The organism is Kangiella sp. M94 (assembly GCF_054926195.1).
In genome coordinates this window covers 911,304-925,013 of sequence record NZ_CM142903.1, presented here as the reverse complement: position 1 = coordinate 925,013, position 13,710 = coordinate 911,304, and the positions used below count along the sequence as shown (strand labels likewise).

At 44.6% G+C, this 13,710-nt stretch carries 11 protein-coding genes and 2 rRNA genes; 6 read left to right on the top strand and 7 right to left on the bottom strand.

The genetic code is table 11. The features are described from left to right. Positions 1 to 157: 157 nt before the first annotated feature. Both ACYTXU_RS04280 and ACYTXU_RS04275 read left to right on the top strand, forming a co-directional pair. The gene (locus ACYTXU_RS04280; protein ID WP_462208612.1) at positions 158 to 580 is read left to right on the top strand and encodes a LexA family protein; all 423 of its coding nucleotides are present in this window, start codon (positions 158 to 160) and stop codon (positions 578 to 580) included. Beyond that, positions 580 to 1,848 carry a Y-family DNA polymerase gene (locus tag ACYTXU_RS04275; RefSeq protein ID WP_462208610.1) on the top strand — a complete coding sequence of 423 codons (1,269 nt, stop codon included), beginning with the start codon at positions 580 to 582 and terminating at the stop codon, positions 1,846 to 1,848. Before ACYTXU_RS04280 ends, ACYTXU_RS04275 begins: the two co-directional genes overlap by 1 nt. Before the next feature lie 83 nt (positions 1,849 to 1,931). On the opposite strand, the gene ACYTXU_RS04270 is transcribed toward ACYTXU_RS04275, so the two are convergent. Then, positions 1,932 to 4,154, bottom strand: a complete 2,223-nt coding sequence (locus tag ACYTXU_RS04270; protein WP_462208609.1) for an NADP-dependent isocitrate dehydrogenase — start codon at positions 4,152 to 4,154, stop codon at positions 1,932 to 1,934. Between the two features lie 262 nt (positions 4,155 to 4,416). On the opposite strand from ACYTXU_RS04270, the gene ACYTXU_RS04265 reads away from it, so the two are divergent. From ACYTXU_RS04265 to hflD, 4 genes are read left to right on the top strand one after another with little or no spacing between them, the layout of a single operon-like run. Next, a complete protein-coding gene (locus tag ACYTXU_RS04265; RefSeq protein WP_462208608.1) occupies positions 4,417 to 5,028 on the top strand; it encodes a pseudouridine synthase in 612 nt (203 codons plus the stop codon). A gap of 44 nt (positions 5,029 to 5,072) precedes the next feature. Beyond that, the gene (locus ACYTXU_RS04260; RefSeq protein ID WP_462208606.1) at positions 5,073 to 5,576 is read left to right on the top strand and encodes an NUDIX hydrolase; all 504 of its coding nucleotides are present in this window, start codon (positions 5,073 to 5,075) and stop codon (positions 5,574 to 5,576) included. A gap of 7 nt (positions 5,577 to 5,583) precedes the next feature. Continuing rightward, positions 5,584 to 6,687 carry a tRNA 2-thiouridine(34) synthase MnmA gene (gene mnmA / locus ACYTXU_RS04255; protein WP_462208605.1) on the top strand — a complete coding sequence of 368 codons (1,104 nt, stop codon included), beginning with the start codon at positions 5,584 to 5,586 and terminating at the stop codon, positions 6,685 to 6,687. A gap of 1 nt (position 6,688) precedes the next feature. Beyond that, the gene (hflD, locus tag ACYTXU_RS04250; RefSeq protein ID WP_462208604.1) at positions 6,689 to 7,303 is read left to right on the top strand and encodes a high frequency lysogenization protein HflD; all 615 of its coding nucleotides are present in this window, start codon (positions 6,689 to 6,691) and stop codon (positions 7,301 to 7,303) included. A gap of 33 nt (positions 7,304 to 7,336) precedes the next feature. Here the strand turns inward: hflD and ACYTXU_RS04245 are convergent, their stop codons facing one another. The 6 genes from ACYTXU_RS04245 to ACYTXU_RS04220 form a co-directional block, all read right to left on the bottom strand. Then, a complete protein-coding gene (locus tag ACYTXU_RS04245) occupies positions 7,337 to 8,203 on the bottom strand; it encodes a PDZ domain-containing protein (protein WP_462208603.1) in 867 nt (288 codons plus the stop codon). An 11-nt stretch (positions 8,204 to 8,214) separates the two neighbouring features. Further along, positions 8,215 to 8,751, bottom strand: coding sequence for a hypothetical protein (locus ACYTXU_RS04240; RefSeq protein WP_462208601.1), 537 nt, complete (start codon positions 8,749 to 8,751; stop codon positions 8,215 to 8,217). Further along, complete coding sequence (locus ACYTXU_RS04235) at positions 8,744 to 9,310, bottom strand: RNA polymerase sigma factor (protein ID WP_462208600.1); 567 nt, start codon at positions 9,308 to 9,310, stop codon at positions 8,744 to 8,746. The genes ACYTXU_RS04240 and ACYTXU_RS04235 overlap by 8 nt, the downstream gene beginning before the upstream one ends. Positions 9,311 to 9,457: 147 nt before the next feature. Continuing rightward, complete coding sequence (locus ACYTXU_RS04230) at positions 9,458 to 10,030, bottom strand: hypothetical protein (protein WP_462208598.1); 573 nt, start codon at positions 10,028 to 10,030, stop codon at positions 9,458 to 9,460. A 525-nt stretch (positions 10,031 to 10,555) separates the two neighbouring features. Further along, positions 10,556 to 10,671, bottom strand: a 5S ribosomal RNA gene (gene rrf, locus ACYTXU_RS04225). Between the two features lie 143 nt (positions 10,672 to 10,814). Then, positions 10,815 to 13,708 (bottom strand): 23S ribosomal RNA (locus tag ACYTXU_RS04220). Positions 13,709 to 13,710 lie beyond the last annotated feature (2 nt).

The following is a 13,710-nucleotide window of genomic DNA, read 5'->3' as shown; positions in this document are numbered from 1 at the left end:
TAAACTTGATCTGAATCAAGCCTATGATAACTAAGGTAATCTTTTGTATGAATTTTGCACGGCCATTTACTGCTGACTCAAGTTAGCCTGGTGTGCTAATCTAATTGGGTTATAAGCAGCGTTTTCAGTCTAATCATTATCAACACTAAGAGTCATTATGAGCAAAGTTTCCATCCTCAAACCAAGCGGCCAATATTCTGAGATTCCTTTATATTCGGGCAAGATTTCTGCTGGCTTTCCTGGGGTTGTTGATGAGCACATGGAAGATACGCTCAGCCTCGATCAGCTGTTAATTCAAAACCCTGCCACGACCTTTTTTGCCAAAGTAGAAGGCGACTCCATGATGGGGGCTGGAATTTTTCAGAATGATATTTTGGTTGTCGATCGTTCTTTGACCGCCAAGGATAAAGATGTGGTGGTAGCCATGCTGGATAATGAGTTCACGGTAAAGCGATTACGAACCAGCGGCCCTTTGCGTCTGCAAGCTGAAAACCCCGCCTATAAGGATATTCCCATTACCGGCGAAAGTGAGCTGGTAATTTGGGGCGTGGTCACAGGCCTGGCGAGGAGCTTGCGCTAATGAGTCAAGCTCAAGCGACTTACGCGCTATGTGACGTTAACAGCTTTTACGTGTCATGTGAGCGCATGTTCCGACCTGACCTCTATGGCAAGCCTGTCATTGTTCTGAGTAATAATGATGGCTGTATTATTGCTCTGTCCGATGAAGCCAAAGCACTCGGCATTCCCATGGCAGCGCCCTATCACGAAGCACGCTCAATTATTCAAAAACACAAAGTCACCTGCTTTTCATCGAACTACGGCCTGTATGGTGATATATCCAAGCGTTTTAACTGGATACTGGAGCAACATTGCGATCAGGTCTCACCTTATTCGGTGGATGAGTCTTTTATGCGTTTTGATGGTTTTCCCAATGATCTAATGCAACGCGCACAAGCTATTCGCTCAGAACTTTGGCACAGCTTATCTCTGCCCATTTGTGTTGGCCTGGGCCCTACCAAGACCTTAGCCAAAGTTGCCAACCATTTTGCTAAAAAACATAAAGCAACATCTCATGGTGTAGTCGATCTATCCATTCCTAAAATGCGCGAATGGGTTTTAAAAAAAATTGCTATACCTAAAATATGGGGCATTGGCCGACAGTTATCAAAGAAGCTAATCATGCAAGGAATTCACACTGCCTGGGATCTGCATAACGCTGACTATAAAACCTTGCAACGGATGTTCTCGGTCAATATGGAGCGTACTATTTTAGAATTACGCGGCCAGCCCTGTCTGAAATTTTCCGAGCTACCCGAGCCCAAGAAATCAATTCTGAATTCACGCTCCTTTGGCAAACCTCTCAGCACCTATTCTGATTTGAAAGAAGCTGTTGCACACCACACCAGTCGTTGCTGCGAAAAACTGCGCAACCAATCATCGCTGGCTTCCTCCATCACTGTCTTTCTTTACGGACAACGCAAAGAACAGGTTTACCACAACCGACCAAGCGTCACTCTTCAACTACCTGAGCCAACCGACGATACCAGCATTTTCTTACAGGCTGTTGAGCAAGGTTTGAGGCATATTGTGAAGACCGGTGAATCTTATAAAAAGGCAGGCATCATGCTCAATGGCATTGTCGATAGTCATGGTTTCCAACCCGATATTTTTGAAGGCGTACCGCAACGACCAGAGCTGATGCAAAGTCTTGATAAGATTAATCGTCGCTATGGACAAGACACCGTAAAATTCGGCAGTTTGGGATTCGCTAAAAACTGGGCGATGCGCGCCAACTCCTGTTCACCCCACTACACTTCACGTTGGCAAGATATATTAAAAGTCAGTTAGCCTATTGCTGTAGTCATAGAAAGTATTACAGGTATAAAAAAGGCGCCAATTGGCGCCTTTCGCTTTTGTTGCAGCTTAGATGATTAAATCAACTCTAAAGCTGTATTCAATGTTGCGCTTGGGCGCATCGCTTTAAAGCCGAGGTTATCATCAGGCTTGTAATAGCCACCGATATCCATTGGCTGACCTTGCACCTCATTAAGCTCCTCTACGATTTTTGCCTCATTGCTGGTCAATGCTTCAGATACTTTGGCAAAAAGCCCTTTCAACTCAGCATCGTCAGTTTGGCTAGCAAGCTCCTGTGCCCAATACATTGCCAGATAGAAGTGGCTTCCGCGATTATCAAGCTCGTTAACTTTACGTGATGGCGATTTGCCATTATCAAGGAACTTACCGGTTGCACGATCAAGCGTATCGGCCAGAACCTGAGCCTTCTTATTGTTAGTTGTCTGAGCCATATGCTCGAAAGAAACTGCCAATGCTAAAAACTCACCCAGCGAATCCCAACGCAAGTGATTCTCTTCCATAAACTGCTGAACATGCTTAGGCGCAGAACCACCGGCACCGGTTTCAAACAGACCACCGCCATTCATTAGTGGCACAATCGAAAGCATTTTTGCACTGGTGCCTAACTCAAGAATTGGGAATAAATCAGTTAAATAATCACGCAATACGTTACCGGTTACTGAAATCGTGTCTTTACCGTCTTTCATGCGTTGCAGCGTAAACTTGGTCGCTTCAACCGGAGACATGATATGGATTTCAAGACCGCTGGTATCATGATCTTTCAGGTAAGTTTCTACTTTCTGAATCAATTGCGCGTCATGAGCACGGTTTTTATCTAACCAGAACACTGCAGGCATGCCACTTAAGCGTGAGCGAGTTACCGCTAGTTTGACCCAATCACGGATTGGTGCGTCTTTAACCTGACACATGCGCCAGATATCGCCCTCTTCCACGGCATGCTCAAGAACCACATTACCGTCTTTATCGGTAACGCGAACATGACCATTGCCAGTCATTTCGAAAGTCTTATCATGTGAACCATACTCTTCGGCTTTTTGCGCCATCAAGCCAACATTGGGTACCGTCCCCATAGTGCGTGGGTCGAAAGCACCATGCTCTTTACAGAAATCGATCGTGGCACTATAAACACCTGAATAGCTGCTATCGGGAATAACCGCCTTAGTGTCTTTAGGTTGGCCATCAGGCCCCCACATTTTACCTGAGGTACGAATCATTGCCGGCATTGAAGCGTCAATAATCACGTCACTTGGAACGTGCAGGTTAGTAATGCCTTTGTCTGAGTTGACCATCGCCAGCTCTGGATTCTTAGCATAAACCGCTTCAATATCTGCTTTAATTTCATCGCGCTTTTCTGCTGGTAGAGACTCAATAGCAGATAAAACATTGCCAAAGCCATTATTAGGATTAGCACCAACCTGTGCTAATGCATCGGCATGCTTTTCAAACACTTCTTTGAAGAAGACCTTAACACCATGACCAAAAATGATCGGGTCAGAAACCTTCATCATAGTTGCTTTCATATGCAGTGAGAAAAGAACATCTTGCTTCTTCGCGTCTTCAACTTGCTCTTCCAGGAACTTAACCAATGCATTCTTATTCAACACCGTGGCATCAATCACTTCACCCGCTAATAAAGGCGTTGATTCTTTAAGTACCTGCTTGCTACCGTCATTACCAATGAATTCAATTTTTACATCATTGTTACCATCGACAGTAATTGATTTTTCGTTGGAGAAGAAATCACCGGACTGCATACTGGCAACGTGTGATTTAGAATCCTTAGACCATTCGCCCATTGAGTGTGGGTTCTTCTTTGCGTAATTTTTAACGGCATTTGGCGCGCGACGATCAGAGTTACCTTCACGCAATACTGGGTTTACCGCACTACCTTTAATTTTGTCATAACGGTTGCGAATGTCTTTTTCTTCATCATTAGATGGGCTGTCCGGATAATCTGGAAGTGCGTAGCCCTTCTCTTGCAATTCTTTGATTGTAGCTTTCAGCTGAGGAATTGAAGCGCTGATGTTAGGCAGCTTGATAATGTTAGCTTCAGGCTTTTTCACTAATTCGCCTAATTGAGCTAAGGCATCAGGAATGCGCTGTTCTTCTTTAAGATATTCAGGGAAACTGGCTATTACACGTCCTGCTAAAGAAATGTCACTGGTTTCTACTTCGATGCCAGCGGCTTTTGCAAACGCCTCAACAATGGGTAGCAAAGAATAAGTTGCTAATGCTGGGGCCTCATCAGTTTTTGTATAAATGATCTTTGAACTTGTCATGATGCATCCTAATTTATGTGCTGCGGATCAAAAGCTAGCACGTGATGAATTAAAGTCCTGGGCGCTATTTATCTGTACACCCTAACTGTTGGTGGCGCAAATTATACGCGAAAATTTCATTGCCTGCATGTAATGGCGACAAACTTAACAACGGCAATACTGATATTGGTCAAGATAATGGGTACAATCGATTGATATTCAAGCAAGGGTTGATTCAGCAGCTTCAACTTTGAACAAATTTTAAACAATCACAGTACTATTTATGAGCAAACTGGTTCTTTTCAATAAACCCTTTAATACCCTATGTCAGTTTACCGGAGAAGCTGGTGACAGCACCCTGGCAGATTATATCGACATCCCAAATGTCTACCCCGCTGGCAGGCTCGACAAAGACTCAGAAGGTTTGTTGTTGTTAACTGATGACGGTCAACTTCAGAACCAAATAGCCAGTCCCAAGCATAAAATGGAGAAAACCTACTGGGCGCAGGTTGAAGGTGCGCCGGAGGATAAGGAACTTGAGCCGCTCAGGCAGGGAGTTATCATACAAAATTATAAAACCAAGCCAGCGAAGGTTCGCTTACTGGAAACACCTGATGTATGGCCTAGAAACCCACCAATACGTGAACGCAAGAGTATTCCCACCTCATGGCTCGAAATCATTATCAGCGAAGGCAAAAATCGACAGGTGCGACGTATGACGGCAACCATTGGATACCCCACTTTACGCCTTATCAGAGTGCAAATCGGGCCCTGGCAACTTGGCTCTCTCAATGTAGGTGAGTACGCCATCACTGAAGTAGTTACACCTAAAGCCCCCGTTGGACCAAGAAACAAGGCCGCTCGATCAAAAAGGTTTAGCCAACGCCATAAATAAGCTAAAATACGCGCTCATTTCAATCCTGTATTTAATAGGCTTGCATGCTACCTGTTCACGTCACTGTCGCAGCTGTTATTGAGCATAATAATCGCTTTCTTATGGTTGAAGAGAAAACCTCTAGAGGCGAGATAGTCTTTAATCAACCTGCTGGGCACTTAGAGTCCGACGAAAGCCTGGTCGACGCCATTATTCGAGAAGTAAAAGAAGAGACAGGCCTGCTGTTCAAGCCGACAGAGCTAGTCGGTACCTATACATTAAATCCAGCTTCTAATAATCAGTATTATCAGCGTTTCTGCTTTACCGGAACATTTGAACAACCCTTTGAGCTGGCTCCAGAGGATGATGATATTATTGCCGCGCACTGGATGACCATTGACGATATTTTAGCCATTGTGCCCCAACATAGAACTGGATTGATCGTGCAGTGTCTGAAGGATTATCTCAAAGGCCAAAGGTACTCTCTTGATTCGCTACTATGCAGCCAGAATGAGTTGGCTTTGCAAAGAGCTGGTATTAACTTCTTAAAACAGCTTCAAACTAAGTAATTTTATAATGACTGAAAAAGCACCAGAAAACACACACGTTATCGTCGGCATGTCCGGCGGAGTAGATTCTTCGGTTTCGGCATACCTTCTGCAAGAACAGGGCTATCAGGTAGAAGGCCTGTTTATGAAAAACTGGGAAGAAGATGACTCTGATGAGTATTGCTCTGCGGCAGAAGATTTAGCCGACGCGCAAGCCGTATGTGATAAGCTTGGCATCAGGTTACGGACAGTCAATTTTGCAGCAGAGTATTGGGATCGAGTCTTCGAATATTTCTTAGAAGAATATAAGGCCGGGCGTACACCAAATCCGGACATCATGTGTAACAAAGAAATTAAATTCAAAGCTTTTCTCGATTACGCACAGTTATTAGGTGCTAACTATATCGCTACTGGACACTATGTGCGACGCGGTGAGGCCAATGGCAAGACAACCTTATTAAGAGGGCTTGATCCTAATAAAGATCAGTCCTATTTCTTGTATGCCGTTAACCATGAAAAAATAGCAAAGACTCTGTTCCCTGTTGGCAATATTGAAAAACCAGAAGTCAGAAAGATTGCAGAAGAACAAGGTTTGGTAACAGCGAAGAAAAAAGACAGCACCGGAATCTGCTTTATCGGAGAGCGAAAGTTTACCGATTTTCTACAGCAATATTTACCTGCTCAACCGGGTAATATAGAAACACCTGAAGGTGAAGTTGTTGGAAAGCATAATGGCCTGATGTATCACACCCTTGGGCAGCGTAAAGGTTTAGGTATTGGTGGCAGACAGGATGCATCTGAAGAGCCTTGGTTTACTTTAGACAAAGATCTTGAACGTAACGTATTAATTGTCGGCCAAGGTCATGAGCACCCGCTATTAATGAGTCACGGCTTAGTTGCAGATAAGCTGGATTGGATTGCGACAGAAGCGCCTTCTAATGAGTTTAGATGTACGGCAAAAACTCGCTATCGCCAAGAAGATGTTCCATGTCAGGTTAAATGCTTGAATGACACCGAATGGCTGGTAGAATTTGACGACAAACAACGTGCAGTAACTCCTGGGCAATCAGTAGTCTTCTATCAGGACGAAGTCTGTCTCGGTGGCGGCATAATTAAAGAAATAAGACGATAATATGAATCAACCGAATTACCCTAATATTGTTCTAGCCCTGGCTGGTATTTGCCAGGCGTTAGAATGTGTCCGCAGTATTGCTAGAACAGGTGAAGTAGATCCAACTGACCTTGAAATCATGCTTGAAAGTGTTTTAAAAACGAACTCTGACAATGCTGAAGACATTTATAAAAACCATAAATATTTACATACTGGGTTTAAAGTACTTACTGAGCAATTATCAGGCAATCAAGCAGACGCTGATTTTGGACGCTATTTGGTTGGGGTTCTTAATTTAGCAAAACGTTTTTTATCCGATAGCAAAATGCAGGAAGTGATGGCGGCCAGAATTAAACAAGCCAATCGACTACATGAGTATCACGAAAGTATTAACCACGATTTGATTGAGCAGTTGGCTAATATTTATAAAGACACCATTTCAACCTACTCAGCAAAAATTCAAGTCACCGGAAATGGACGCTACCTTGAACAGGCTGCCAATCAAGCAAAAATTCGTGCTTTATTGCTGGCAGCGATCCGTAGCGCTGTGCTTTGGGATCAGGTTGGTGGCAAAAAAAGACAATTCCTTTTTAGCAAAAATAAGATCTTAGAAACTGCAAAAGCCTACTTAGTATAAGTAGGCTTTTTGCTCTTTCGTGGGTTTAGCTTGCTACGGCTTACACTTTGAGTCAGACACTTTCCAAACAATTGGCTTCCAGTAATCCTCCTTAATAACGCTTAACCGCTTTTCTGGTTCGAACTGTGCCGCAATATGATAGGTTTTGTTCGGCTTTACGACCAATTCTAATTCTTTTGCTTTTTCAATACTCGGCTTACGACGGGACATCATGTTGTCAGGAATATACTCATGAACTTTAAGAGAATGAGAGCCTGCTGGCAGCTTTATAGTCTCTCTTAAATGAAAGCCACTTTCCCCGTCCACTTCAAATACTTTAGCAGGATATTGGTATTTAGTGGTTGGCGGACTAAAGAAGACAGAAATATAGCCGCAGCCAGTCAACTCAGGTCCCGTGTGAGCTGAACCATTGGAGGAAACTTGTAAACTCCAAGCAGGAATCGTTTTGCTTTGGGCGATAGTATCTAATGTTAAAGAGTTGTCCCCTCTTTTAACCTGCGCTTCAATTAGACTGCCAGGTTTTAATTGAAGGCCTTCAGATAAACTCGTTACAACAGTCCCATCAACACTCAATCTTGCAATAACATCACCAGCCTTGAGCCCTAGAGATTCAGCATTTGAATATGGTGTAACAGAAAGGACAGTATCAACGTCGGGATCAATAACCACACCGAAGTTAATGACATTATAGGCCGGCTGGGATAACACTATGGATAAAGAGTTTCTGTCGGGATTTTGCTGCTTTTCTAAGCGGCCAATTTCTGCAAGCGTGCTACTGATTTCTCGCTTCAGATCATCAGCGAGGATCTGGGCCTCAGTACTTTTAAGCTCATTAGCTTGGCCTAATGCACTCAAAGAACCGCACAAGCAGATTGATATCAAAATAAATTTTATCAACATTAAGTAGACTCCTATATATGAGTGGCAGCTGTATTCTTAACAGTTGTCATAAGTGCATTCAATTGAGAAAGCTTTTGGTTTTTTTGATGCCAAAGTTGCAACTTGTCTTGCACATTATCTTGACTGTTATAGGCTTCAGCTAGCTTATGATTAATTAGCAAAAGTTCTTTTTCCAATTGGAATTTTTGAACATAGACAAACTCACTAAGAGATTGACTTTTCAGCTCTTCAAGCGAAGCTTCGAGCTGTTTCGACTCGGCAATAGCTGATAGCAACAGCTTATTTGGTTGTGATAACTCATTGTTCGATAACTGATCCTGGAATACAAATTGCCAAGACATAATCGCAATAAACAGGCTAGCAGCAATAGCATAAAGCCAACCATGACTAGCTTTATCTTGAGCGTAGTCGGCATTGGAGTGATGCTTGTCAAAAGCCTCCAAGATGGACTTCTCTATGGATTGATCAGTAGTCTCAGGCAAAGGTAATTCCTTGGCCTGATGCCATTTAGAAACAAATTGATGTTCGGTTGATGAATTTTTACTCATAAGAATTAACCTTGTTACCGCTGTAACGCTCTAATTGAGCCAACTGGGATAACTTTTGTAATGAACGACTATAAATCTGTTTGGAATTACTCTCACTGATATCCAATTTGGAGGCGATTTCCCGATGGGTATATTCTTCAATAGCAAACAAAACCAACACTGCTCGCTCCCTTTCGCACAAGGTCGTTAAAAGGCTATCAAGATCAAAACCAGCTAAAGAATCATTCCGACTCTTAAAAGCATCGTCCGCAAAATGGTCATCATCGAAGCCCGTTGTATCACGCTCATTTGCCCTGATGAAATCAATGACGCAGTTATAAGTTATACGTTTAAGCCATGAACCAAACTTTGAATAATCTTTAACATCACTTAAACGAGTCATTACTTTCAGAAACACCTGCTGTAATATATCTGATGCAGCTTCGGGGTTTTGCAACATCCTATACGCCAGACTGTATACAGCTTGCTTATAGGTATTATAAATTTGACCATAAGCATTTCTGTCTCCAGCTAGAGCTTTTCTTATGACTTGTTTAGAGCAGGGTGTTGCGAACGACACAAAGAATAAATCCTTTATTAAACTAATACCTAAGACGGGATAGTCTTTTTAAACGTGACAAAACTTTCTTAAAGGATGTCGTAAAAATCAACAAAGCACAATAAATTCAAGCTGCAGAAATGAAAAAGGCCACATAAGTGGCCTGTTTTAACTGATGCACTGAGTATAATAAGTGCCCTCGGGTTCGTTCCACCAACTTGTTGACTGCCCACTACCGATAGCCTCCTCCTTGATGACTCGTTTTCTACTATCCATCAAGCGGCACTTTCTTGTAAAGCTAGCATTGTTTTGAATTCGAACTTTCCAATTTCCACTTGATAGCAAACTATAAACTGCGTAACGGGTTTCACTATATCTATCTTGCAACTTTTCAGCTCTATCCCAATATTTACAGGTAGCTTGTAAATAGCCATTACCCATCTGTGCAATAAACCTCTCGTCAGCTGTTTGTCTAGGCCCAGCATATACACTATTAACAGGTTTACCGTCTAAAGTATGAGAGCACTTGATCGTATACTCAGAATTATTCGTGAGTGTCCCCAACCATTGATTACAATAACCACCAAACTCGTAGGTGTAACCATCACCGTAAATTGTTTGGTAGTCGGCTTCGTATTGACACGTTCTCTGTCCCCCCATTCCAGCATTAAATTCATCAAGTGATCGCAAGAACAGGTCGCCACAACCAGCAATCAATAAAGAAGAAGCCAGAATTAACATGCATTTAAACATCTTTAATATCCCCAATTAAATGATTTCCCATGCAAATATTAATGTGAAGTCCGTCACAATTCAAGTTGGATAAACAAGAAAAGAAGTAACCAGCAGGGAGGGATGCTAAAGCTAAAAACAACAGTAGCGGTTTCTGGTCAACCAATCAGCACTATTTTTTTCACTTTATTTAAAGCAATAAAAAACCCCGACCATGCGGACGGGGTTTTGATTAAGCTCTCGCGTGCCCTAGGGGTATGGCGATAATCGACAAGGATGTCGTGAATGCCGACGACCTTTGGAAGTGCCCTTGGTGAAACGCTAGGAGCATTTTCGGTGATACCTAAAGGTATTCCCTCCAGCCTTGTAAAACAAGACTGTCGGTCGCCTACAGGGAGCAAGCTTAAAAATGAGACGTTATTTGCAATATACGTGCATATCACCAGCACCTTGTCCTATTGATGTAAAAAAGATTATCTCAACCCTATAACAAAAAAGCCCTAGCATTGCTGCTAGGGCTTTTTCATTATAAGCGCTTGGCGATGACCTACTCTCACATGGGGAAGCCCCACACTACCATCGGCGATGAGTCGTTTCACTTCTGAGTTCGGGATGGGATCAGGTGGTTCCAACTCTCTATTGTCGCCAAGCATAAAACGTTGAGTATTTATGCTTGCTACAAGTCTTTCAATTTGGCAGAAGTAGTATTCAATTCGTATGCAGTATTCACCATATCCGGTGTTAATAATTGTTTCTAAGTTGGTGCCTACATAACAAACCACTTGGGTGTTATATAGTCAAGTCTCTCGAGCAATTAGTATCAGTTAGCTTAACGTCTCGCAACGCTTCCACACCTGACCTATCAACGTCGTAGTCTACAACGGCTCTTCAGGAGACTTAAAGTCTCAGGGAGATCTCATCTTGAGGGGGGCTTCCCGCTTAGATGCTTTCAGCGGTTATCCTGTCCGAACATAGCTACCCGGCAATGCCACTGGCGTGACAACCGGAACACCAGAGGTTCGTCCACTCCGGTCCTCTCGTACTAGGAGCAGCTCCTCTCAAATCTCCAACGCCCACGGCAGATAGGGACCGAACTGTCTCACGACGTTCTGAACCCAGCTCGCGTACCTCTTTAAATGGCGAACAGCCATACCCTTGGGACCGGCTACAGCCCCAGGATGAGATGAGCCGACATCGAGGTGCCAAACACTACCGTCGATATGAACTCTTGGGTAGTATCAGCCTGTTATCCCCGGAGTACCTTTTATCCGTTGAGCGATGGCCCTTCCATACAGAACCACCGGATCACTATGACCTACTTTCGTACCTGCTCGACGTGTCAGTCTCGCAGTTAAGCTGGCTTGTGCCATTACACTAACCTCATGATTTCCGACCATGATTAGCCAACCTTCGTGCTCCTCCGTTACTCTTTGGGAGGAGACCGCCCCAGTCAAACTACCCACCACACACTGTCCTCGATCCGGATAACGGACCTGAGTTAGAACTCAAAACATACCAGGCTGGTATTTCAAGGGCGACTCCACACACACTGGCGTGCATGCTTCAAAGTCTCCCAGCTATCCTACACAAGCAGGTTCTAAGTCCAGTGTGAAGCTGTAGTAAAGGTTCACGGGGTCTTTCCGTCTAGCCGCGGGTACACAGCATCTTCACTGCGATTTCAATTTCACTGAGTCTCGGGTGGAGACAGTGTGGCCGTCGTTACGCCATTCGTGCAGGTCGGAACTTACCCGACAAGGAATTTCGCTACCTTAGGACCGTTATAGTTACGGCCGCCGTTTACCGGGGCTTCGATCAAGAGCTTCTTCCGAAGAATAACCCCATCAATTAACCTTCCGGCACCGGGCAGGCGTCACACCCTATACGTCCACTTTCGTGTTTGCAGAGTGCTGTGTTTTTGATAAACAGTCGCAGCCACCTGGTATCTTCGACCGGTCTCAGCTCAAGGAGCAAGTCCTATCACCAAAACCGGCGCACCTTCTCCCGAAGTTACGGTGCCATTTTGCCTAGTTCCTTCACCCGAGTTCTCTCAAGCGCCTTAGTATTCTCTACCTGACCACCAGTGTTGGTTTGGGGTACGATCGGTGTATATCTGAAGTTTAGAAGATTTTCCTGGAAGCCTGGCATCAACCACTTCAGTCCCGTGGGACTTCGTCATCAGCTCTCGGCCTTAAAGGGACCCGGATTTTCCTAAGTCCCAAGCCTACCACCTTAAACGCGGACAACCGTCGCCGCGCTGGCCTAGCCTTCTCCGTCTCTCCATCACAATATACACCGGTACAGGAATATTAACCTGTTTCCCATCGACTACGCATCTCTGCCTCGCCTTAGGGGTCGACTCACCCTGCTCCGATTAACGTCGAACAGGAACCCTTGGTCTTCCGGCGTGCGGGTTTTTCACCCGCATTAACGTTACTCATGTCAGCATTCGCACTTCTGATACCTCCAGCAACCTTCTCAAGTCACCTTCAACGGCTTACAGAACGCTCCTCTACCAATATACTAAAAGTATATTCCGCAGCTTCGGTGTATCGCTTAGCCCCGTTACATCTTCCGCGCAGGCCGACTCGACTAGTGAGCTATTACGCTTTCTTTAAAGGGTGGCTGCTTCTAAGCCAACCTCCTAGCTGTCTAAGCCTTCCCACATCGTTTCCCACTTAGCGATAACTTTGGGACCTTAGCTGGCGGTCTGGGTTGTTTCCCTTTCCACGACGGACGTTAGCACCCGCCGTGTGTCTCCCACGCTGTACTCCTAGGTATTCGGAGTTTGCATCGGGTTGGTAAGTCGGGATGACCCCCTAGCCGAAACAGTGCTCTACCCCCTAGGGTAATACGTGAGGCTCTACCTAAATAGATTTCGAGGAGAACCAGCTATCTCCCGGTTTGATTAGCCTTTCACTCCGATCCACAGTTCATCCCCTCATTTTGCAACATAAGTGGGTTCGGTCCTCCAGTTGGTGTTACCCAACCTTCAACCTGACCATGGATAGATCACCGGGTTTCGGGTCTACCTCCAGCAACTGAGCGCCCTATTAAGACTCGGTTTCCCTACGGCTCCCCTATTCGGTTAACCTCGCTACTGAAGAGTAAGTCGCTGACCCATTATACAAAAGGTACGCAGTCACACGACTAAATCGTGCTTCCACTGCTTGTAAGCATGCGGTTTCAGGGTCTATTTCACTCCCCTCACTGGGGTTCTTTTCGCCTTTCCCTCACGGTACTGGTTCACTATCGGTCGACAGAGAGTATTTAGCCTTGGAGGATGGTCCCCCCATGTTCAGTCAAGATAACACGTGTCCCGACCTACTCGTTTTCACTTCCAATTCGCTTTCGTGTACGGGGCTATCACCCTGTATCGCCAGACTTTCCAGACTGTTCCACTAACTCATTAGAAGCTTAAGGGCTAATCCGCGTTCGCTCGCCGCTACTAACGGAATCTCGGTTGATTTCTGTTCCTACGGGTACTTAGATGTTTCAGTTCCCCGCGTTCGCCTCAATAACCTATGTATTCAGTTATTGATAACCAGCTTATACTGGCTGGGTTTCCCCATTCGGAAATCCTCGGATATAACGTTTGTTGTCAACTCCCCGAGGCTTATCGCAGACTACCACGTCCTTCATCGCCTTCTGTCGCCTAGGCATCCACCGCATGCTCTTAGTCACTTGACTAT

Excerpts from the sequence above, each read along its gene's own strand:
- hflD (WP_462208604.1), top strand. The coding sequence starts at position 6,689 with ATGAATCAACCGAATTACCCTAATATTGTTCTAGCCCTGGCTGGTATT.
- ACYTXU_RS04260 (WP_462208606.1), top strand. The coding sequence starts at position 5,073 with ATGCTACCTGTTCACGTCACTGTCGCAGCTGTTATTGAGCATAATAAT.
- ACYTXU_RS04265 (WP_462208608.1), top strand. The coding sequence starts at position 4,417 with ATGAGCAAACTGGTTCTTTTCAATAAACCCTTTAATACCCTATGTCAG.
- ACYTXU_RS04245 (WP_462208603.1), bottom strand. The coding sequence starts at position 8,203 with ATGTTGATAAAATTTATTTTGATATCAATCTGCTTGTGCGGTTCTTTG.
- ACYTXU_RS04240 (WP_462208601.1), bottom strand. The coding sequence starts at position 8,751 with ATGAGTAAAAATTCATCAACCGAACATCAATTTGTTTCTAAATGGCAT.
- ACYTXU_RS04270 (WP_462208609.1), bottom strand. The coding sequence starts at position 4,154 with ATGACAAGTTCAAAGATCATTTATACAAAAACTGATGAGGCCCCAGCA.
- ACYTXU_RS04275 (WP_462208610.1), top strand. The coding sequence starts at position 580 with ATGAGTCAAGCTCAAGCGACTTACGCGCTATGTGACGTTAACAGCTTT.
- ACYTXU_RS04230 (WP_462208598.1), bottom strand. The coding sequence starts at position 10,030 with ATGTTAATTCTGGCTTCTTCTTTATTGATTGCTGGTTGTGGCGACCTG.
- mnmA (WP_462208605.1), top strand. The coding sequence starts at position 5,584 with ATGACTGAAAAAGCACCAGAAAACACACACGTTATCGTCGGCATGTCC.
- ACYTXU_RS04280 (WP_462208612.1), top strand. The coding sequence starts at position 158 with ATGAGCAAAGTTTCCATCCTCAAACCAAGCGGCCAATATTCTGAGATT.